The 20,263-nt window shown below is 66.9% G+C and carries 18 protein-coding genes; 9 read left to right on the top strand and 9 right to left on the bottom strand.

Annotated features, from left to right (window positions below):
* Positions 1-12: 12 nt before the first annotated feature.
* Both MKW15_RS19255 and MKW15_RS19250 read right to left on the bottom strand, forming a co-directional pair.
* On the bottom strand, positions 13-939 hold the full coding sequence (locus MKW15_RS19255) for an ABC transporter permease (RefSeq protein WP_240860953.1): 927 nt from the start codon (positions 937-939) through the stop codon (positions 13-15).
* A gap of 33 nt (positions 940-972) precedes the next feature.
* Positions 973-2,547, bottom strand: coding sequence for an ABC transporter substrate-binding protein (locus MKW15_RS19250; RefSeq protein ID WP_240860951.1), 1,575 nt, complete (start codon positions 2,545-2,547; stop codon positions 973-975).
* Between the two features lie 367 nt (positions 2,548-2,914).
* On the opposite strand from MKW15_RS19250, the gene MKW15_RS19245 reads away from it, so the two are divergent.
* Together MKW15_RS19245 and MKW15_RS19240 are read left to right on the top strand one after the other, a co-directional pair.
* Positions 2,915-3,955, top strand: a complete 1,041-nt coding sequence (locus tag MKW15_RS19245; RefSeq protein WP_240860950.1) for a 2-hydroxyacid dehydrogenase — start codon at positions 2,915-2,917, stop codon at positions 3,953-3,955.
* Complete coding sequence (locus tag MKW15_RS19240; RefSeq protein WP_240860948.1) at positions 3,955-4,350, top strand: universal stress protein; 396 nt, start codon at positions 3,955-3,957, stop codon at positions 4,348-4,350. The genes MKW15_RS19245 and MKW15_RS19240 overlap by 1 nt, the downstream gene beginning before the upstream one ends.
* A 12-nt stretch (positions 4,351-4,362) precedes the next feature.
* Here the strand turns inward: MKW15_RS19240 and MKW15_RS19235 are convergent, their stop codons facing one another.
* A complete protein-coding gene (locus tag MKW15_RS19235) occupies positions 4,363-5,256 on the bottom strand; it encodes a LysR family transcriptional regulator (RefSeq protein ID WP_240860946.1) in 894 nt (297 codons plus the stop codon).
* Positions 5,257-5,427: 171 nt separating this feature from the next.
* Complete coding sequence (gudD, locus tag MKW15_RS19230; RefSeq protein WP_240860943.1) at positions 5,428-6,777, bottom strand: glucarate dehydratase; 1,350 nt, start codon at positions 6,775-6,777, stop codon at positions 5,428-5,430.
* Positions 6,778-7,021: 244 nt separating this feature from the next.
* Between gudD and MKW15_RS19225 the strand changes: the two genes are divergently transcribed.
* Entirely contained in the window at positions 7,022-7,696 is a 675-nt protein-coding gene (locus MKW15_RS19225; protein ID WP_240860941.1) for a FadR/GntR family transcriptional regulator, read from the top strand.
* Positions 7,693-8,898: a CynX/NimT family MFS transporter gene (locus tag MKW15_RS19220; RefSeq protein WP_240860940.1), complete on the top strand. Its 1,206-nt coding sequence runs from the start codon at positions 7,693-7,695 to the stop codon at positions 8,896-8,898. The genes MKW15_RS19225 and MKW15_RS19220 overlap by 4 nt, the downstream gene beginning before the upstream one ends.
* Positions 8,899-9,383: 485 nt before the next feature.
* Here MKW15_RS19220 and msrA read toward each other — a convergent pair whose 3' ends face one another.
* Together msrA and msrB are read right to left on the bottom strand one after the other, a co-directional pair.
* Entirely contained in the window at positions 9,384-9,926 is a 543-nt protein-coding gene (msrA, locus tag MKW15_RS19215) for a peptide-methionine (S)-S-oxide reductase MsrA (RefSeq protein WP_240860938.1), read from the bottom strand.
* Positions 9,923-10,408: a peptide-methionine (R)-S-oxide reductase MsrB gene (gene msrB, locus MKW15_RS19210; protein WP_240860936.1), complete on the bottom strand. Its 486-nt coding sequence runs from the start codon at positions 10,406-10,408 to the stop codon at positions 9,923-9,925. Before msrB ends, msrA begins: the two co-directional genes overlap by 4 nt.
* 121 nt (positions 10,409-10,529) lie before the next feature.
* Here msrB and MKW15_RS19205 point away from each other — a divergent pair, with 121 nt between their 5' ends.
* The 3 genes from MKW15_RS19205 (at position 10,530) to MKW15_RS19195 (ending at position 12,425) form a co-directional block, all read left to right on the top strand.
* A complete protein-coding gene (locus MKW15_RS19205) occupies positions 10,530-11,165 on the top strand; it encodes a DUF1345 domain-containing protein (RefSeq protein ID WP_240860934.1) in 636 nt (211 codons plus the stop codon).
* Between the two features lie 66 nt (positions 11,166-11,231).
* Entirely contained in the window at positions 11,232-11,732 is a 501-nt protein-coding gene (locus tag MKW15_RS19200) for a DUF2231 domain-containing protein (protein ID WP_240860932.1), read from the top strand.
* Between the two features lie 3 nt (positions 11,733-11,735).
* The gene (locus MKW15_RS19195; RefSeq protein WP_240860930.1) at positions 11,736-12,425 is read left to right on the top strand and encodes a response regulator transcription factor; all 690 of its coding nucleotides are present in this window, start codon (positions 11,736-11,738) and stop codon (positions 12,423-12,425) included.
* Here MKW15_RS19195 and MKW15_RS19190 read toward each other — a convergent pair.
* Positions 12,410-13,867 (bottom strand): sensor histidine kinase, encoded by a 1,458-nt coding sequence (locus MKW15_RS19190; protein WP_240860928.1) that lies wholly within the window; start codon positions 13,865-13,867, stop codon positions 12,410-12,412. The two genes, MKW15_RS19195 and MKW15_RS19190, sit on opposite strands and share 16 nt — an antisense overlap.
* 103 nt (positions 13,868-13,970) lie before the next feature.
* On the opposite strand from MKW15_RS19190, the gene MKW15_RS19185 reads away from it, so the two are divergent.
* Complete coding sequence (locus tag MKW15_RS19185) at positions 13,971-14,681, top strand: phosphatase PAP2 family protein (RefSeq protein WP_240860926.1); 711 nt, start codon at positions 13,971-13,973, stop codon at positions 14,679-14,681.
* On the opposite strand, the gene MKW15_RS19180 is transcribed toward MKW15_RS19185, so the two are convergent.
* A complete protein-coding gene (locus tag MKW15_RS19180; protein WP_240860924.1) occupies positions 14,608-15,618 on the bottom strand; it encodes an iron-containing redox enzyme family protein in 1,011 nt (336 codons plus the stop codon). The genes MKW15_RS19185 and MKW15_RS19180 overlap by 74 nt on opposite strands.
* Before the next feature lie 83 nt (positions 15,619-15,701).
* Between MKW15_RS19180 and MKW15_RS19175 the strand changes: the two genes are divergently transcribed.
* On the top strand, positions 15,702-15,938 hold the full coding sequence (locus MKW15_RS19175) for a CDGSH iron-sulfur domain-containing protein (protein ID WP_240860922.1): 237 nt from the start codon (positions 15,702-15,704) through the stop codon (positions 15,936-15,938).
* Between the two features lie 26 nt (positions 15,939-15,964).
* Here the strand turns inward: MKW15_RS19175 and MKW15_RS19170 are convergent, their stop codons facing one another.
* Complete coding sequence (locus tag MKW15_RS19170) at positions 15,965-20,221, bottom strand: amino acid adenylation domain-containing protein (RefSeq protein WP_240860921.1); 4,257 nt, start codon at positions 20,219-20,221, stop codon at positions 15,965-15,967.
* Positions 20,222-20,263 lie beyond the last annotated feature (42 nt).

Here is a 20,263-nt window from a genome sequence, read left to right as displayed (position 1 = left end):
CCTCCTAGACCTTTAGACCGTGGCCTTGTCACGAACACGCGGGTCGAGAAGCGCCAACCCGGCGTCGATGGCGATGTTCAGGATGAAAATGCTGACGGCAGTGAGCAGTACGGCCGCCTGCAGGACTGCGAAGTCGCGCTGCAAGATGGAGTCGATCATCAGCTTGCCGATGCCGGGCCACCCGAAGATGGCTTCCACCACCACGGCACCGTTGATCAGTCCGACGGCGAGGTCGCCGGCGACGGTCAGCGCGGGTGCGGCGGCGTTGCGCAGGGCGTGGTGGGTGACGACCCGTAGGTCGCCGGCGCCTTTACTGCGCGCCACCTTCACGTAGGGGGCCGACAGCGCCGACACCATGGCCCCGCGCACCACCTGCGTCAGCACGCCGAGCGGCCGGATCATCAGGGTCGCGATGGGCAGTACCCAGGCGAGCATCCCACCGGTGCCCGACGTCGGCAGCCATCCCAGCACGACCGCGAAGATCCAGATGCCGGTGATCGCGAACCAGAAATCGGGGACGCTCGCCGCGGTCATCGACAGCAGACTCGAGAAGCGGTCGGCCAACGAGTTGGGTCGGTAGGCGGCCCAGCATCCGATGATGACCGAACCGAGGATCGACAGCACCAGCGTCATGAAGGCCAGCTGCAGGGTCGCCGGAAATGCCTTGAGCGCCATGGCCGCGGCATCCTGGCCGGTCTTGAGGGACTCGCCGAAGTCGAGATGGAGGACGCCGGAGAAGTAGTCGACCATCTGTTGCCACATGGGTTTGTCGAGCCCATTGGCGGCCGCGAACTCGGCGCGCTGCTCGTCGGTCGCGGAGACCGGCAGGTAGAGATTGGTGGGATCGCCGGTCAGTCGCGCCATGAAGAACACGCCGAACAGGACGATGATCAGCGGGATGAGGCTGGTGAACATCCGGCGTCGGAGGAAGGTGAACATCGTGGGCCTTATCTTGTTCGTGACTGTCGCTGATCAGTCGTTGTCGGAATCGGCGTGGGTCATCTCGGCCAGACGCATCTCGTCACCGGTCGCCGAATTCGGCTTGTAGGAAACCTTTTTCGACTTGGCGAGGACCGCTTGCATGTGCGCGATGTAGGCGTACTGGCGGATCTGGATCGGTTCGTTGGCGAGGACCTGCGCCAGCGCGGCCTGTCGGGGCGGGCCGGTGAGTGCCTCCGCAGCGCGGATCTCCCGGTCGTAGGCGGCGGTGCCGAAGGTGCTCTGATACCCGTCGGACAGCATGTACTGATCGAGGGTGAACTGTGTGTCACCGGCCTGATTGCCGTGCATGATCATGAGCAGGACGGGTCCTGAGCCGGCAACGAACGGCCTTGTCTGGTACTGCATCTGACCGGAGGTGTCCATCATCTCGATCTTCACGTCGAGCCCGATCTTGGAGAGGGTGTATTGAATGTTCTCAATGGTCTCGTTGATCTTGGGGAACTGACCCGTGCGCCCGATCAGACGGATCTGCCGGTCGACGGGGACGCCGGCGGCACGCGCGTCGTCGATGAGACTCTTCGCCCTGTCGAGGTCGTATGGCGTCGGTGTCAACGTGTCGTTGTAACCGACGATGCCCTTGCCGACGAGTTGGGCGGCGGGCGTACCAAGATTCTGGAACAGCGCCTTGACGATCCCGGCGCGATTGATCGAGAGGTCGATGGCCTCGCGGACGCGGAAGTCGTTGAGCGGGGCGTCGGTGCCCTGCATGCGCAGTGCGGTGGTCTCGTTGTTGGTGTAGGCGATACCGAGGTCGCCCGCGCCGTCCTCGGGACCCAACTGGGTCGCGATGTCGGCCTCGTCGTTGGCGACCATCGCGGCACGCACGCTGCCCTCGGTACGCCACTGGTACACGGCCCGCGTGTATTGCGGCGCCTGTCCGTGGTAGTTCGGATTGGCCTTCAAAACGATTCGCTGGCCGGAATCCCAGAAGTCCACCATGTACGGCCCGGTGCCGACGGGTTCGCGGACCTTGTCACCGGCATCGGTGGTGCGCGGAACCATCTCGATGAACGAAACGCGCAGCGGCAGAATGGGGTCCGGCGCTTCTGTGCGGAGTTCGACGGTCTTGGCGTCCGGGGTGGTGACCTCGATCTTGCTGTCGTCGAACACATATCCATTGACGTCGCAGCCGATCGCACCGTTGAACGTCCGCTTGATCGAGAACGCCGCGTCCTCGGCGGTGAACGGAGCACCGTTGCTGAACTTCACCCCGTCGACCATGGTGAACCGCCACACATTGGGTTCGACCTGCTTCCAGGAACTCGCCAGCTTCGGCAGCAGCGTTCCGCTGTTGGGATCGCGCTCGATCAGCGGTTCGGTGATGTTGGACCGCACCACCACACCGGTCGCGGTGAGCGAGGCGTCGCACGGCTCCAGCGTCGGCGGCTCCTGCGGGAGCACGATGCGCAGCGTGTTGGGGCTCGCGCTCTCGCTCTGGGTCGTGTTGGCGACGCTGCAGCCACTGACGGCCAACAGCGCGACGGCTGCTGCCGCGGCGAGCACGCCGGCCTGGCGTCGCGAGGAGCGCTTGGACGCCATCTGCATGAGAACCTCCGATGAAGAGCTGTCGAGTGATTCGTGGGGGCTGAGGCCACGTTGTGTGACGGTAGACACACGCTAAGAGCGGTCGAACGGAACCGTCAACAGCACAAAACCCCTGCACATGGCCATTTCGGGGGTTACCGGGCGGTTCGGCGGACTCGACGTAGAGCATGATTCGGACCCCGAAAACCGGCCTGACCTGTTGGTTTCCCGACACGCCGATCGAGTCGCTGAATCGTCGCGGCCGAGTCAATGCCGTTTGGGCATCGATCCATGTTATTTGCGTGTTGGACAGGTATTCCCAGGCAGTCCTACCGTGGATTCATCAGCCCAGGACACCCATATGTCCGCAACCGGTCGAGGAGGACCGATGAGCAGCAGCCTCGCCAGTACGGACACATCCGAAGAAGTCGTTGCACGACAGCACTTTTCGTCGGACTCCGGCACCGTGCTGCGGGTCGGCCCGCTCAAGCCTTCATTGGAGGCGACGCTCTCTGAGCACTACGACGCGGATCTGCTGCCCGATGGGCCCATGCGGGCGCAGTTCCTGGCCGCACACGCCGACAAGATCACCGCAGTGGTCACCTCCGGCCGGACCGGCGTCGACGCCGAGTTGATGGCCGCACTGCCCAACCTGGGCGCGATCATCCACTTCGGCGTCGGCTACGACACCACCGACGTGGGCCGGGCCACGGAGCTGGGAATCGGGGTGAGCAACACCCCCGACGTCCTCAACGACTGCGTCGCCGACACCGCCGTGGGCCTGGTCCTCGACACAATGCGCAGATTCACCGCCGCCGACCGCTATGTCCGGGCGGGCCGCTGGCCGGTGGAGGGCAACGTGCCGTTGGCCCGCAAGGTGTCGGGCGCCCGCGTCGGCATCATCGGTCTGGGTCGCATCGGTTCGGCAATCGCCAAGCGGCTCAGCGCATTCGATTGCGTCATTGCCTACCACAACCGCCGCGAGGTCAGCGGTTCTCCGTACCGCTACGTCGGCTCGGCAATGGACCTGGCCCGCGACGTGGACGTGTTGATCGTGGCCGCCGCCGGCGGGTCCGGCACTCGGCATCTGGTCGGTCGTGAGGTTCTGAAAGCACTCGGCCCCAACGGTTTTCTCGTCAACGTCGCACGCGGGAGCGTCGTCGACGAAGACGCACTCATCGACCTTCTCCAGTCCGGGCAGCTGGCCGGCGCGGGCCTCGACGTCTTCGCGCGGGAACCACACGTGCCGGCCGCCCTGATCAACATGGACAACGTGGTGCTACTGCCCCACCTCGCAAGCGGGACGGTCGAGACCCGCGCCGCGATGGAAGCCCTGACCTTGCAGAATCTCGACACCTATCTGGAGATCGGCGACCTCGTGACCCCCGTCGTCGAACCGCGTCGTCCGACTGCCCGAAAGGACGCATGATGAGCGTCGTACTGAGTTACATGCCGACCGTCGAAGGTCGTGGCGCGCTGCCGTTCGGCTTCGCCGAGGCCCGCATGCGCAACACCGACGTGGTGGTGGTCGCCGACGGCGACAGCTCGTCCTCGACCGACTTCGTGGTCGACCTGGAAACCGCACGCAGTACCGCCGGTGCCGACGACGTCAACTACCGTGTCGCCGACAAGGACAACGGGTTGTCGCACGCCGACGCCCTCATCGACGCGTCCTACGACGACGACGTCGAACTCCTGGTGATCGGACAACGCCGCCGCTCCCCCGTCGGAAAGCTACTGACCGGCAGCGTGGTGCAGCGCGTCCTCCTCGACGCCCAGTGCCCCGTGGTCGCCGTCAAACCACCTGTGCGCGCTGCTGTTTGAGACACCCTCTCGTCAGATCCACTCCCGTTCCGGCAGAACATCTCTCATCAGTCGATGCAGTGCCGGGTTGGTGTTGTCGGCCCGCCAGGCCACGTTCATCTGAACCGGACGGTCGCGCACGGCTCGGACTTCCTTGAACACAACACCGTCAGGATGCATGGTCATCGCCGATTCGGGCACCAGCGCCAACCCCAAGCCGGAGTGCACCAGGACCAGCATCGTGTGCACCTGCGTGACGAACTGGACGTAGCGCGGCGACGCGCCCACCGCGGTGAAGGTACTGATCAACAGTTCGTTGAAATACCTTGCGTCCGTTGGTGAATACATGATGACCGGCTGAGCGTCGAAGTCCTCGATGGTCAGGTGCTCGACGTTTGCGAGGGGATGGTCGGCGGGCACGGCAGCGACCAGCCGTTCGTGATGCAACGGCCGCGTCAGGATGCCGGGCCGGGAGACGGGGGGTCGAACGATGCCGAGGTCGAGGTCGCCCCCGGCGAGACCCTCGATCTGGGCCGCGGTGACCATTTCCCGCAGCACGAGTCGGACGTCGGGGAGCTTCTCGCGCGCGTGCTGCATGAGTCGGGGCAGGACTGCACGTGCCGACGCGCCGGTGAACCCGATCGTCACCGTGCCCAGGTCGCCGGCGGGTACACGCTGGACGGTGAGCGCCGCACTCTCGGCGAGGGCGACGATGCGTCGGGCGTCGGGGAGAAAGGCCGATCCCGCGGCCGTCAGCGACACCGCGCGGCTGCTGCGCTCGATCAGCTGCACTCCGAGCTCGTGCTCGAGTTGCTGGATCTGTCGGGACAGCGGCGGTTGGGTCATGTGCAGACGTTCGGCGGCCCGGCCGAAGTGCAGTTCCTCGGCTACGGCGATGAAGCAACTCAGGCGCGACAGTGAGAACATCGATCCACTTCCGGCATCGTGACACCGCACGTCACGATGCCCGTTGGATCACACTAACGCAGCCGCGTCGGGAATCTGTACCGCTGCGCCAGACCAAGCGCAATGCGCACTTGGCCGGCCTCCCAGGTACAGACTTCCGCAGGGTCAGCCGGGTCGGCCACCGAACTCGGATCAACTCCGGTAGAGCGCGGGCTTCTTGCTGTCGAAGGTCCACCCGGGGATGAGGAACTGCATGCCCACGGCGTCGTCACGCGCTCCGAGGCCTTCACGCTGGTACAGCTCGTGCGCTTCGTGCACTCGTTCCATGTCGAGTTCGACGCCGAGCCCGGGCTTGTCGGGCACTGCCAGGTAGCCGTCGACGATCTCGTATGGCTCGACCGTCAGACGCTGGCCGTCCTGCCAAATCCAGTGCGTGTCGATTGCGGTCACGTCGCCGGGTGCAGCCGCTGCAACGTGCGTGAACATGGCCAGCGAGACGTCGAAGTGGTTATTGGAATGCGAACCCCAGGTGAGTCCCCACGCGTCACACAGCTGGGCGACGCGCACCGAGCCGACCATCGTCCAGAAGTGCGGATCGGCGAGCGGGATGTCGACGGCGTTGGCCCGGATGGCATGACCCATTTCGCGCCAGTCGGTGGCGATCATGTTGGTCGCCGTGGGCAGCCCGGTGGCCCGTTTGAACTCGGCCATCACCTCGCGGCCGGAGAACGCGCCCTCGGGTCCGACCGGGTCTTCGGCATAGGCCAGAACGTCTTTGAGCCCTCGGCCGATCTCGATCGCCTCGCTCAGCAACCAGCCGCCGTTGGGGTCGAGCGTGACGCGCGCCGACGGGAACCGTTCGGCGAGCGCGCGTACCGCGGCCGCCTCCTCCGCGGGCGCGAGCACGCCGCCCTTGAGCTTGAAATCCTGGAATCCGTAACGCTTCTGGGCTGCCTCCGCCAGCGCGACCACGCCTTCGGGTGTCAACGCCTCCTCGTGCCGGACGCGCATCCAGTCGTCGGCGTCGGTCGCCTCGTCGTCGGCGGACCGGTAGGCGAGGTCGGTCTTGGTGCGATCCGCGACGAAGAACAGATATCCCAGCGCTTGGACCCGATCCCGCTGTTGCCCGTCGCCCAGCAGCGCCGCCACCGGGACATCGAGGAACTGACCGAGCAGATCGAGAAGCGCGGATTCGACGGCCGTGACCGCGTGGACGGTGATGCGGAGGTCGAAGGTCTGCGCACCTCGACCGCCGGAATCGCGGCCCGCGAACGTCTTCCGAATGTCGCCGAGGATGGCGTGGTACGTGCCGACCGAACGGCCCACGATCAGCGAACGCGCATCTTCCAGCGTGGTGCGAATCGCCTCGCCGCCGGGCACCTCACCGACACCGGTCCGACCGTCGGAATCGGTCAGCACGACGAGATTTCGCGTGAAGAACGGCGCGTGCGCACCGCTCAGGTTGAGCAGCATGCTGTCGTGTCCGGCGACCGGGTACACGGCCATGTCGGCGATGACGGGCGATGTGGAGGTGATGGTCATGAGCTTCCGGATCGTCGAAGGATGAATACGGTCTACCCGTCCGACGCTACGTCCTGGGACGATGCGCGTCTAACACCAATTCCGCATGGATTGATACGGATGCGGCATGCATGCGTCGATGACATGCACCGGGTGTGTGCCGTAGATCGGAGTCACTGGGTGGCACAGATCTACGGCACTAATCGCCTGCGCTTCACCGCCTTCAGACACCGGAGACGTAAACATGGGATGTTAGGCTCTTTCAATGTCCCTGATCACACCGCCACCGCGCACGAGTTCGCTGGTCTACGACCGCATGCGCGAGCTCATCCGGAGCGGCGCCTGGGCGGTCGGGTCGCGGATACCGCCGGAGGGCGATCTCGTCCGCGACTTCGGCGTCGGACGCAACACGATCCGTGAGGCGGTTCGAGCACTCGAACACGCCGGGCTGCTGGTTCCCCGACGCGGCGACGGCACCTATGTGCGCAGCCGCAACCCACTGACCGCAGCCATCGAGCAATGCGCGCCGACCGTCGAACTGTCCGACCTGCTCGCCACACGACGCGCCCTCGAATCGGAAGCAGCAGCCGCCGCGGCTGTTCGTGCCACCACCGACGAGGTCGACGCCATTCGTGCCCATCTCACCGGAGCGCAGCAGGCACTGGATGACGGCGACCTCGACCGCCACGTCGCCGCCGACCTGCGGTTCCACACCGCGATCGTGGCTGCGTCGGGTAATGCGCTGCTGATCGAGTTGTACGACGGCATCGGTGAAGCGATGCGACGCAGCCACCCTTCGCTGGCCGCAGCGACGTCGGCACACGACGACTATCCGGAAGGCCACGCCGCCGTTCTCGATGCGATCGCCGACGGTGACGCGAATGCCGCCCGCGCAGCGGTGTTCCGCTATGTCGACGACGCGTTGGCGGCGATCGAATGACCACCCAGATCACCGCCACGGACGATCGGCAGACACGCGGATTCCTCACCGTCATCACGGCTGTCGGCGTCATGCTGGTGGCGGCCAATCTCCGTCCCGCCGTGGTCACCGTCGCGCCGCTGATCGACGACATTGCTGCCGAACAGCACTTCAGCAGTGCCGCAGCGGGTTTGCTCACCACACTGCCCGTGCTGTTCTTCGGTCTGAGCGCCCCCGTCGCCCCGCGTTTGGCAGCCCGATTCGGTATCGAGCGCACCATCTTCGGCTCGCTGCTACTGCTCGTCGCAGCCATGCTCCTGCGTTTTGTCCCCAACACGACTGCACTGTTCGTCGGCTCCGCCCTCATCGGGGCGGCCATCGGTGTGTGCAACGTGGTGCTGCCCGCGCTGATCAAGCGTGACTTCGCGCACCGCTCCGGATTGATGACCGGCCTGTACTCGATGACGCTGTCGGGTGGAGCGGCGCTGGCTGCCGGACTGACCGTGCCGATCTACGACGGGTTCGACGGAAACTGGCGACTCACCATCACCTCGTGGGTTGTGCTGGCATTCATCGCGATTGCGGTGTGGGTACCTCAGATGAGCCGCATACATCTCGAGACGCCGGCGGGCACCGGTCGCGTATGGCGCGACAAGGTCGCCTGGATGGTCACGGTTTTCATGGGCGCGCAGTCGTTGATCTTCTACACGTTCACCGCGTGGCTGCCGACTTTCCTGATGGACCAAGGCTATTCACGCGCGGACGCCGGCGGGCTCCTCGCACTCGGGCAGGTGGTGGCGCTGACCTGTTCGCTCGTCGTCCCGATCATCGCCGGACGCTTCGCCGATCAGCGCGCACTGACCTTCGCCGTGCTCGTCACGTGCGGCGTGGGGATGGCGGGACTGCTCACCACCGACGCCTGGACCGCGCTCTGGATCATCCTGGTGATGTCGGGACCCGGGTCGTCGATCGGACTTGCGTTGCTGTTCATGGTGTTGCGCAGCAACAACGCAGCGCAGACCGGTCAGGTGTCGGGGATGGCGCAGTTCCTCGGCTACATCTTGGCGGCATTCGGCCCGATCGCCGTCGGCGGCCTGCACGACCTCACCGGATCGTGGACCGTCGCCTTTTCCGTTCTCGCCATAGCCCTTGCCGCACAGATCTTCTCGACGACGGTCGCGGCCCGGGACGTGAAGATGGCCCTACGCCCTTCCGCTCCCTGAACCGAGGTGCGAACCTGCGCGCCGCGTACGGAGGTCGTCGGCGATCCGTCGAGCCCGGAAGTGTTGATCGGTCGCGGCGCAGGGTCGCCGCGATGGATGTGCTGTCCCAGATGACACCGTGGGGCATCGATACGCAGATATCCGCATCTGGGGGCTCAGCGGTGTCATCTGGGACAACGGATCTGGTCTCGATCGCTCCTGCCGGCGGTCGGGCGCTTGCGGGTCGACCGGTGAGAACCTCAGGCGTCATCACCGGCCGCCGTTCTCTGGCCGACGTACCAGTGCTGTCGAGCGACGCCGGCCCATCGGGCACAAAAAGTAGGGGAAGAAACTCTTCCCCTACCCTTGGTGTCCTCCCCGCAAATTATCTAGGGGACGACTCCGAACATCGGGGAAGAAACTTCCTCCCCTAGATTTAGTGGGACGGTCGCGGCCGGGTCCTAGCATTTCCGCAGGTCAGCGGGGCGGTCACCGAACTCTTCGAGTCAGCGAGCGGAGGGACTGCGCTTGGGCAACACCCAACCGGCCCTCGGGAAGTGGCACGTGTAGCCGTTCGGATACCGCACCAGGTAGTCCTGATGCTCCGGCTCGGCCTCCCAGAACGGCCCGACCGGCTCGATCGTCGTCACCGCCGGACCGGGCCACAGGCCCGACGCGTCGACGTCGGCGATGGTGTCACGCGCAACCTTCTCCTGCTCGTCGGTCAGCGGGAAGATCGCCGACCGATAGCTGGATCCGACGTCGTTCCCCTGCCGATCCCGCGTGCTCGGATCGTGGATCTGGAAGAAGAACGCGAGGATGTCGCGATACGACGTCTGCGTCGGGTCGAAGACGATCTCGACAGCCTCGGCGTGCCCCGGATGGTGGCGGTAGGTGGCGTGGTCGTTGCGTCCACCCGTGTACCCGACGCGGGTGTCGAGCACGCCGGGCTGACGTCGGATGAGGTCCTCGACGCCCCAGAAGCAGCCGCCCGCGAGGACGGCGGTCTCGGTGTCGGGGCGGCGGGTGATCTGTCCGGTGTCGGTCATGAGTTCTCCTCGGTGTCGGTGGTGTCGAAAAGCTGACGGAAGTCGCCGTATCCTTCGGCGTCGAGTTCGTCGACCGGGATGAAGCGAAGTGCCGCCGAGTTCATGCAGTAGCGCTGCCCGCCCGCGTCGCGTGGCCCGTCGTCGAAGACGTGCCCGAGGTGGCTGTCGGCGCCGGAAGAACGCACCTCGGTGCGACGCATCCAGAGCGTGCGATCGGACTTGGTGGTGACCGCGTCCGCGTCGATCGGTCGGGTGAAACTGGGCCATCCGGTTCCGCTGTCGTACTTGTCGGTGGACGAGAACAGGGGCTGTCCGGACACGACGTCGACGTAGATGCCGGCGTCATGGTTGTCCCAGTACTCATTGCGGAAGGCTGGTTCGGTGCCGTCCTGTTGCGTGACCCGGTACTGCGCACCGGTGAGACGCCCGACGGCGTCGGCGGTCTTGCGATACTCGGTTGACCTGCTGTTGTGGGAGCTCACGATTCCTCCTGTCAACGCCGCCGGCTGCGGCGTCATCACCATCAACGTCGGGGCTCCCCGATTTGGTCCCGGCCCACTACATCGGTCGATCGACACCGATTTCGGGGCGCACACTGTCCCCATGCCATGGATCCTGACCTCTCACCCGCGACTGCTCATCGCTCTCGTCGGCGGCACCCTCGCCGGCACCACCACCGGGTTTCTCGGAGCCGACGTCAAGTTCGGATTCCTGGTGGCGATCGCCACCACCGGAGCGGTGTTCGTCGTACTCGGGTGGAGTGTGCTCTGGCCGATGAGCGCAACACAAACCCGCCGAATGGCCCGGCGGGAAGACTTTCGCCCACTGGCCGACGAGATCATCATCGCCGTCGCGGCGGTGGCAGCGGTCGGCGGGATCGTCGCATTGTTGATGGAGGGCGGGACCCACGCACAGTGGCTGCCCGCAACGCTCGCTTTCGGGGGAGTCCTGATGGCATGGGCCAGCCTGCACCTCATGTATGCCGCCCGGTACGCCAACCGCTACTACGGACATGAGACCTCGGGCGGCATCGACTTCAATTCCGATGAGCCACCAGCGTTCCGCGACTTCTTCTACTTCAGCTACAACCTGGGCATGACCTACCAGGTCTCCGACACCAGCGTCTCCGACCCGACGATCCGGGCGATGGCGCTGCGGCACTGCCTCATCTCCTACGTCTTCGGCGCGGTCATCCTCGCCACCACCATCAACCTGGTCGCCGGCATCGTCAGCGGCTGAACCGATCTCGGTGTCGGCATGATCGTCTCAGCAGTGCTTCAGCTTGAAACCGATAGCGTCGCAGTCGTGGACACCATCAACGGCTTGCCGGTACATCCCCTGCTCGTGCACGTGGTCGTCGTCCTCGTCCCGCTGACCGCGCTGATGGCGATTGCCGTGGTGGTCTGGCCCGCGGCACGGCCTCGACTCGGAATCCTGGTGCCGCTCATGGCACTCGCGACCCTCATCGCCATACCCTTGACGACGTCCGCGGGCGAGGCGCTGGAGAAGAAGATCCCACACTCCGACGCCGTCGAACATCACGCCGAACTGGGCGAGACGATGATCTACTGGATGGGCCCGCTGTTCGCGCTGACCGTCATCTGGTGGGCGCTGCACAACGAGCGCATCGCGGCGGCGGCGGCGAGCAGGGCGCCCGTCCTGTCCGGGGATGGCGGTCGCTGGATCGGCATCGTCCTCGGCGTCGCCATCGTGGTGGTCGCCATCGGGTCGGTGGTGACGGTGATACTGATCGGCGAGAGCGGGGCACGCGCGGTGTGGGGCCCTCCCACGGATACCGCCCGCTGACTCATGCGCGTGTTGGTGATCGAAGACGATCCGCGTGCCGCCGAAACCCTGCGACGAACCCTCACCGCGGAGGGCTGGACCGTCGACAGCGCAGCCGACGGTGCCGAAGGCCTCGAAAGCGCCAGCATCAGAAGGTACGACGCGATCGTGTGCGACATCATGATGCCCGTTCTCAACGGCTACGAGACCGTGCGTGAGCTGCGCCGCCGAGAGGTGTGGACCCCGGTGCTCATGCTGACCGCCAAGGACGGCGAATACGACCAGGCCGACGCCTTCGATCTCGGTGCCGACGACTATCTGGTGAAACCGTTCTCCTTCGTCGTGCTGTCCGCACGGTTGCGGGCCCTCGTTCGGCGCGGCGCTCCGCAACGCCCGACGATCCTACGGGCCGGCACCCTGTCCCTGGACCCGGCAAAACGAGAAGTCCGGCGCTCCGATGAACTGATCCGGCTGACCGCTCGCGAGTTCGCCGTTCTCGAGTGCCTGATGCGACACCGAGGCGCTGTGGTGAGCAAGGCAGAGATCCTCGAACAGGTGTGGGACGCGCATTATCGAGGCGACGACAACATCGTCGAGGTCTATGTGGGCTACCTGCGCAAACGGATCGACGCACCGTTCGGCTGCCAGACGATCGAGACCATCCGCGGCGCCGGTTACCGACTGATCGACGACACAACTCACGCGGATTCGTGATCGGCGGGTGGCTTCGGCAGCGACACCATCATCGTGGCGCCACCGCCGTCGGAGTCGGCCACGGTGACGGTGCCTCGGTGGGCCCGGACGATCTCATCCACGATCGACAACCCGAGTCCGGTGCCCCCTGCTCCCGTGCCTCCTTCTCCTGTTCCCCCCGCGGATCGAGAGCGAGTGGGATCAAGGCGGACAAAACGATCGAAGACATGGGACCGGTCCGCATCGGGAATGCCGGGACCGTCGTCGGCCACCGCGACCGTGGCCACCTGCGGGTCGGACGTCATCGTGAGGTCGACGCTGGTGCGCGCGTGCCGGGCCGCGTTGTCGCACAGATTGCGCAGCACACGCGCCAGCTGATTGCGATCACCGAGCAGCCGCGCGGGCACGATGGTCGCGGTGATCGTGAGATCCGTCGTGAGGTCGAGACGTGCGACCTCGTCGTTGACCAGGTCGTCCAGATCCACCTCCTCGATGTCCGGGGTGAGTCCGTGCTCGTCGGCCCGGGCGAGCAGCAACATGTCGTCCACGAGGTCGCGTAGGCGAAACGCCTCCGGTAGCAGCAACGTCGACACGGTGTTGGCGTCGATCGGCTCACCGGTCCGGCGGGACAGCTCGAGCAGGCCGAGGATCGTCACCAGGGGGCTGCGCAGTTCGTGCGACGAGTCACCGACGAAGCGCAGCTGCTGTTCGCGCGCGAAGGCGAGTGCGTCGAGCATCTCGTTCATCGTCGTCGCGAGGGTGGCGATCTCGTCCTCGGTGGAGGGCACGTGGACCCGGCGTGCCTGGCCCGAGCGGGAGATGTCGGCAACCTCCGCACGGATCGATTCCACCGGGCGAAGTGTGCGGCCGACCAACTGGTTGGTGGCGACCACGGCCGCGACCATGATGATCGGGAACACCACGCTGAGCACCGCGAACACCGTCCACACCGTCGCGTGGATCGGCCCCTCGGCGGCACCCGCCACGATGGTCAGAGTCCTACCGTCGGGCGTCGCGACCCCTTGAACGGTGACGCGATACTCGGTTGGGCTGCCCGGGAACGCCGCGTCGACCTCGGTGCGGCGCTCGCCCGCCGTCAGTGGCGCGACGAGAGCCTCCTCATGGCGGTCGCCCGAGCTCGCCGCGACGACGGCCCCGGTCGAGTCGATGACCTGCACTACGTCGATGCTCTCGGTGTGTGACATCAGGGCCGGTTCGATGCCGGCCGCAGCCGACACCGCCTCGGCAACCTCGGCGACCCGCGTGGACGTCGCCGCATCGGCCGAGGAGGTCAACGCGCGGTATAGGACCAGTAGCACCACCGCCCCGGCGATCGCCAGAGCAACAGTCAGCAGGCCCGCACCCACAATGGTCAGCCGCGTACGCACACTCGTGCCGTGCCAGCGCGGCGAACCGACACCCATCCGGCGCCGACGCGTATGCCGGCAGCGGGAATCGCCCATGCCACGAATGTACGGCGCCCGGCGTCGACGCCCATACGTGTTCTTCAGCGGGGATTCAGCTCGACACAGCCCTGCCACAGCCGCACCGGTCCACGCTGTCGCCATGAAGCACGTTCCGTATGCGACGGCGGCCGCCCTGCTGGCGGTGATCGCACTCTTCGGGCTTGCCCTGGGCACCGGCCACAACCCACTCGGGCAGATCGACGAATCTGCGTTGCGCACCATGGTCGCGCACCGCCACGCCGCGCTCGATTCCGTCGTGGTCACCACAACCGCCCTGTTCGGGCCCGTATGGATCGCTGCGATGACGTTCGCCACGGCGGGTGTCGCCTACGTCGTCGACCGTTCGGTGCAGCGCCCGCTGATCGTCCTGTGCACGGTTGGTGCCGCCGGCGCGGTGTGCGAACTGTTGAAACTCGCGGTCGCGCGTGCACGCCCCCCGGCCGTCCTGCAGATCTCGACCGTGGAGACCACCGGCTCCTATCCCTCGGGACATGTCGCGGGAACCGCGGCGCTGCTGCTGGTGATCGCCGTCCTCACCACCAGGTCGCGGCGCGCGCGTGCCCTGACCATCACGGCCGCCCTGGTGGTGACCGCGTTGGTCGCCGCCACTCGCCTGTACATGGCAGTCCACTGGCTCACCGACGTCGGTGCGGCCGTCGCGCTGGGAGCCGCAGCGGTCCTGGTGGTCCCACCTCTGGTCCGGGCCGGGGTCGCCGATACCACCGAGCGCGCCAGAGTCACACCGCCCAGGACCGAAGCAGATGCCGTCCGACATCGGCATCGAGCATCAGCGCCGCACGAAATCCGATGAGCAGGTCGACGGAGAGGTCCGGTTCTTCGACCAGGAGGGGAACCGCCATGTCGTGCATCGCGATCTGCTCGTGCACGGCGTCGGCCTCTACGTGCTCGTCGAAGAAGCGGGTCGCACCGTCGCCGTAGCCGAGTCGGCTCAGCCCCTGTGAGTACTTCTTGTTGGGTATCGACGAGGTGCACTCAAGCGCGAGGAGATGACCGACGACCGCCGCCCGCCATTGCCGACGGGAGGCGAAGAGTGTCAACGCGTTCGACCACGCCAAGGTGACCGCGGGCAGGTCCGCGGCATATGCCGCGTATTCGGCGGACAGCCCGAGCGCCCGCAAGGTGCCGGCGAAGAGTGTCGAGTGCATCCGCTCGACGCGGCCCGCGCCGTACTCGTCGCTCTGGATCTCCACGAGCCCGGCTTTGGCGCGACCGGTCAACCGCGGAATCGCCGTCGTGTGCGGATCGGCCTCGCGCAGGTGATAGATCGAACGATGCCGAAGGAAGTCACGATACTGTTCGACGGTCCCGTCGACGGCGAGGTGACCGGCGAGCGAAGGCGCGTCGAGCGAGTCGAGTTCGGCTCGCACCCGGTCCGGCAACCCGGCTGCCGAGCACCCAGCGACCGGCCCCACGCGATCCCGAATTGCCTCGGCAAGCGCGTCACCCATCGATCGGCGCAGCGTCGCGACCGCAGGATGCTCGTTCCACCGGTCGTCAACCCCACAGACGCCGTGACCGTCGAGTTCGGCCAGGACAAACCAGGCGCGCTGCATGTCGAGGTCGTCGAGCAGGTCGACCCCCGCCGACCTCGGGACCACCCGCTCGACCGGCGGGCCCGGTGTCGGGTCACACGGGTCGCCGGACAACAGTTCCACCACAATCGAACTCAGCTCACCACAGGGTTCGGGCATCGGGCAGCGAGCCGAATGCGTTGCCGAGCGGCTCATCATCACGTCGATCCTCTCGCTCGCCCCGGCGCGTCGCGGACGGGGTGGTCGCGCCGGCGGCATCCGACGAGCACCATGGAGGAATGGACACGCCTGACGCTCACCCGCCACCGACAGGCCGACGCACCCCGGCGCACATCACCGTGACCCCCGGCGGTCCCCTGGTGGTGCGCGGCGACGTCGAGATCGTGGACATCAACGGGAACCCGATACCGCGCCACCGTTCGACCTTCGCCTTGTGCCGCTGCGGACGGTCGGCGATCCAACCCTTCTGCGACGGCAGCCATCGGTTGGGCCGGTCGCCCATCAACGGCGAGTGAACTCGGCCGTGTGTGTGTCGTCGCTGTCATGACGCCTCCAGACCGCCGAGCACTGCCCGCAGGAGGCTCTCGGCTCTATCGTCGCCGAACACTTCTCGGCATCCGGTCACCCGCACGCCGAGTTCCCCGGTGGGATGCGGCTCGCCCTGGATCTGAAGCATCCAGCGGGTGTACGACGGCCCGAACACATACGCCCTGCCCGCGGGCATGGTGGCCGCAATCGGCGGGGACCAGCCGACGAGAACCGGTACGGGAAAGAGGCTTTCGGCCACGGCGGGGTGGCCGATGAGATCGAGAACGGTTTCGGCCGGCAGGGTCGCGGCGGCACGATACTCACGCGCCATCTCCGCGGCCCGCCGGGGCGCGATGTCCGCGTCGAGCGGTAGCAGCGCGCTGAGCACGTAGTTGCCGACGACGCCCTCGTCGTCAGCGGGTCGAATCGAGTGCGGGGTTGCCGAGATCACCCGCCGGTCGCCGGTGGTGTCCGCGAGAGCCGTCGCGACGACCGTGCGGAAGGCCTCAAACGGGGTCATCCCCAGCCGCGCGGCGCGGGATTGGAAGCGACGGAACGTCTGCGCGGTGACCAGCGCCGAGCGGCGCACCGCACGGCCCGGTGCGACGGTCGTGGGCGAGATTCCGGCCAGGGTCCACGACGAGTCCGGCTCGCGACCCAGGTGATCGATCCAGAAGCGGTGGTCTCGAGCATCGTGGCGACTCTCGCCCGGTGATCGCGTGGGCGCCGGGGTCAGCGGTTGGCCGCGCGACAGCGCGGCCGCGTCGGATGCGAGGATCGCGAGCGAATGACCATCGACCGCAACGTGGTGTACGACAACGACGACCGCCCGGACCGTATCGTCGTCGGTGACAACAGCAACGCCGACCGGCGGCGACTTCCGCACGTCGAGGCGCGCCGCCAGCCGATCGGCGAGCGATCCCAGCGCGTTGCGGTCGGGAGCGATCGCGTGGACAGATATCACCGATTCCTCCGGCCTAGCCTGTCCCACAAGCTGGATCGCCCCTCCCGGTACGTCCGGATAGGTGGATCGCAAGGCGGGGTGCCGATCGAGGAGCGTGCCGACCATCGCGCGCACATCCCCGACCGACGGGGCGCTACCAGGTTCGGGAACCCACGCGAAGCGCATCAGTTGCGCTCCCGGATCGCCGGGCGTGCGCGAAACCGTCAGCTCCGCGGGCGCGAGCCTGCGTGCTGCGTCATCGTTGCCTGTCGCTGGGAGCGCCGGCGGGATGTCCAGGTTGTCGCTCATCGTCATCGAAGCCGCGATGTCGGCCGGCGACGTTGCGGCGAGCACGTCGCCAGGTCCGATCTCCGGATGCCCGGCCGCGGCGAACAGATGTGCCGCGCGCACGACCGCGAGCGAATCTCCACCGTTTTCCACGAAGCTCGCGTCCGGATCGATGGTCACGTTGCCCAGCACCTCGCCGAGCACTCGGAGCACCAGTGCCTCAGCGGGTCCCGTCGGCCCGCGCACCTGTCCCGGACCCGGCAGGGCATGGGATTTGAGCGCACGCACGTCCAGCTTGTCGTTGGCGGTGCGCGGCAGCTCGTCCAGAAACACGATCGCCGACGGGATCATGTACGTGGGCAGGCGGATCGCGAGCTGTCTGCGCAATTCGGCAGCGGATGCCACAGAACCCTCATCGAGCACAACAAAGGACACGAGTCCTGTTCGCCCACCGAAGGTCTCGCGCAGCAGTGTCGCCGACGTCCGGACTCCTGCAGCGTCGCCGAGTGCGGCATCGACCTCGCCGAGTTCGATGCGCAGTCCGCGGAGTTTGACCTGCTGATCGCGCCTGCCGAGGATACGCACCTCACCGTCGGGGGTCCACGTCGCGAGGTCACCGGTGCGATACATCCGCGCGTCGTCGGCGAAGGTGCAGTCGCCGAAGACCTCGGCGGTGAGGTCGGGTGCGTCGAGATAGCCGTCGGCGACTTGTGGCCCGGCACAGTACAAGATGCCGAGTGCGCCCGGCGGCTGGGCACGACCGTGCCGATCGAGGATGGCCTCGGTGACACCGATCATCGGTGGACCGACGGTCAGCGGGCGTCCGGGGCGGAGCGGCCCGGAGAAGTTGATGCTGCATCGTGTCTCGGTGGGGCCGTACGCGGTTCGCAATGGCACGCGGTTTCCCCAGTGGGCGACGAGTCGCGGACCGACCGGCTCGCCACCGAGCACCACCTGCCGCAACCGGTCCGCGAGGTCGATCGGGAGGGTGTCGAGCACCGACGGGGTCACGATGATGTGGGTCACGCGATGCGCCTCGATCACCTCGGCAAGCCGATCTCCGCTGTGCGCCGCCACCGGTGCGACGACGAGCGCCGCGCCGGTGGCGACGGCAGAGAGCAACTCGACGATCCCGGTGTCGAAGGTCGGCGACGACGCGTGCAGCATGCGGGCATCCGCGTCGAGGGCGTAGGACTCGCGGATCTCGGCGACGAGCGCCGGGATCCCCCGGTGCGGCATGTCGACACCTTTGGGGTGACCGGTCGAACCGGAGGTGAACAAGATGTACGCGCGGTCATCGGGGCCGCGGGACAACCCGGGTGGCCACCAATCATCTTGCTGCCCGGGCAGATCGGTTGGACGCCCCGCAGCGGTGGGCCCCGTCTCGACCCACCGCACGACCGGCGGCCCCGGCTTGCCCGGCGCGCAGAGCCCCACCTTGGCATTCGTGCGCTCGATGATCTCGACCGTCCGCCCTTCCGGCGAGAACTGGTCGCCGACCGGCACCCAGACGGCACCCGCACGCATCACCGACCAGAACGCGACGACCGATGCCGCCGACCGTTCGATGCAGACCGCGACGGGGTCGCCTGGAGTCACCCCGGCGTCGGTCAGCATGCGCGCGCCCCGATCGGCCCACCGGACCAACTCGGCGCGGGAAAGCGACAATTCTCCGTCGATGACTGCCTCGGCGTCCGGATCGGTGGCTCGGTAGTCATCCAGAAGTGCTGCGGTAGTGGAGAATCGGGGTGCCGGTGGACCGGATCGACATCGGAAGCGTTCTGTTTCGCCGGACAGGAACACCGCGCCGTCGGGAACGGGCTTCCCGTTGTCGAGTTCGTCGAGGGTGGCGTCGAGATACCGCTGGAATCGTGTGGCCCAACGCGTCAGCTCTTCCGTGTGGACACTGCTCGCGGGTGCCTCCCAGGTGATCGCCCCGCGGCCGTCGTCGTCGTCGGGGTGCAGCGTCACGGCCAGATCGGTGACCGGTCCGGTCCGAAGCACTTCGACATGCCAATGCACTCCGTCGACGGTCGGGAGCGACACGGTGGGCAGCAGGTTGACGACTGCTCCGAAATCGGTGAGATCGTCACGCGTGTTCAGCATCTCCTCCCGGCGGTACAGCTGGTGGCGCAGGGCACCGACGACCGCGGTCTCCAATTGCTCGAGGGCACCCGCCGCGGTGGCGTCGCCGATACCCTCGAGGGTCAACGGCACCACGTTGGACAGCGGCTGCACCGCGTCGCGCCGCAACCTGGACGTACGGGCCGCTACGGGTAACGCCAAACCCACATCGGGGGTGTCGAGCATGCGAGCACAGAATGTGGCGATCGCGCTCACCGCCTCTGTGGACGATGAGCGCCGAATTCCGCACAGCGGTCTCGTGATCCGGGTGATGTCCGAGGTCGGTTCGGGCGAGCCACCCGTCATCAGGGACGGCTCGTGACGGTCGAGCATCTCTTCCCAGTACACCGCGTCGGTCCGGTGCCGCGGCGAGTCGAGATACGCCTGCTCGGCCGACACGAGGTCGGCATCGCTCGTGACGACGAGATCCGCCGGCAGCGCACCCGACCGGTAGACGTCCCCGATGTGCCGCATCACCCGCAGCGCACCGGCCCCGTCGGTCAGCACGTGGTGCACACGCACGATCCACCGGTGCCGGTCCGGTCCGAGTCTGTGCAATTCGCTGCGCCACAGCGGGGCGTCCAGATCGGATCCGGCGGGCGACGAGATGAAGGCAGCCGCGCGCCGGTCGCTGTCCAGGCGCGGATCGGGATTCGCGGACAGGTCGACGAGATCCACCGCGGCACAACCCGTCCGGCCCGGTCGGAACGGATCGAGGCACGAGGGATCGGCCGGGGAACACGCTGCCGGGATGTGGATGTCGCGCCAGCCGACGTGGTCGAGGACATCGCCGGCCGCGTCGATCAGGCGCGAAACATCAAGGGGCCCAGCCATGGTCACGCCAAACGCGATCACGTAAGATACGTCGGGCCGCAACAGCTGGGCCAGCCACAGAGCCCGCCGTGCGAGAGTCATCGGCAGACGGTCCCAGCCACGGCCCACGGTACGTTCTGATCG

It is taken from the genome of Gordonia gummivorans (assembly GCF_022513585.1).
Taxonomy (GTDB): Bacteria; Actinomycetota; Actinomycetes; order Mycobacteriales; family Mycobacteriaceae; genus Gordonia.
The sequence above is the reverse complement of the archived record's forward strand: the minus strand, read 5'-3'. Positions and strand labels throughout refer to the sequence as shown.

What these genes read in the sequence shown, in the direction of transcription:
- MKW15_RS19255 (WP_240860953.1), bottom strand. Translation starts at nt 939, where the DNA reads ATGTTCACCTTCCTCCGACGCCGGATGTTCACCAGCCTCATCCCGCTG.
- MKW15_RS19250 (WP_240860951.1), bottom strand. Translation starts at nt 2,547, where the DNA reads ATGCAGATGGCGTCCAAGCGCTCCTCGCGACGCCAGGCCGGCGTGCTC.
- MKW15_RS19245 (WP_240860950.1), top strand. Translation starts at nt 2,915, where the DNA reads ATGAGCAGCAGCCTCGCCAGTACGGACACATCCGAAGAAGTCGTTGCA.
- MKW15_RS19240 (WP_240860948.1), top strand. Translation starts at nt 3,955, where the DNA reads ATGAGCGTCGTACTGAGTTACATGCCGACCGTCGAAGGTCGTGGCGCG.
- MKW15_RS19235 (WP_240860946.1), bottom strand. Translation starts at nt 5,256, where the DNA reads ATGTTCTCACTGTCGCGCCTGAGTTGCTTCATCGCCGTAGCCGAGGAA.
- gudD (WP_240860943.1), bottom strand. Translation starts at nt 6,777, where the DNA reads ATGACCATCACCTCCACATCGCCCGTCATCGCCGACATGGCCGTGTAC.
- MKW15_RS19225 (WP_240860941.1), top strand. Translation starts at nt 7,022, where the DNA reads ATGTCCCTGATCACACCGCCACCGCGCACGAGTTCGCTGGTCTACGAC.
- MKW15_RS19220 (WP_240860940.1), top strand. Translation starts at nt 7,693, where the DNA reads ATGACCACCCAGATCACCGCCACGGACGATCGGCAGACACGCGGATTC.
- msrA (WP_240860938.1), bottom strand. Translation starts at nt 9,926, where the DNA reads ATGACCGACACCGGACAGATCACCCGCCGCCCCGACACCGAGACCGCC.
- MKW15_RS19205 (WP_240860934.1), top strand. Translation starts at nt 10,530, where the DNA reads ATGCCATGGATCCTGACCTCTCACCCGCGACTGCTCATCGCTCTCGTC.
- MKW15_RS19195 (WP_240860930.1), top strand. Translation starts at nt 11,736, where the DNA reads ATGCGCGTGTTGGTGATCGAAGACGATCCGCGTGCCGCCGAAACCCTG.
- MKW15_RS19190 (WP_240860928.1), bottom strand. Translation starts at nt 13,867, where the DNA reads ATGGGCGATTCCCGCTGCCGGCATACGCGTCGGCGCCGGATGGGTGTC.
- MKW15_RS19185 (WP_240860926.1), top strand. Translation starts at nt 13,971, where the DNA reads ATGAAGCACGTTCCGTATGCGACGGCGGCCGCCCTGCTGGCGGTGATC.
- MKW15_RS19180 (WP_240860924.1), bottom strand. Translation starts at nt 15,618, where the DNA reads ATGAGCCGCTCGGCAACGCATTCGGCTCGCTGCCCGATGCCCGAACCC.
- MKW15_RS19175 (WP_240860922.1), top strand. Translation starts at nt 15,702, where the DNA reads ATGGACACGCCTGACGCTCACCCGCCACCGACAGGCCGACGCACCCCG.
- MKW15_RS19170 (WP_240860921.1), bottom strand. Translation starts at nt 20,221, where the DNA reads ATGACTCTCGCACGGCGGGCTCTGTGGCTGGCCCAGCTGTTGCGGCCC.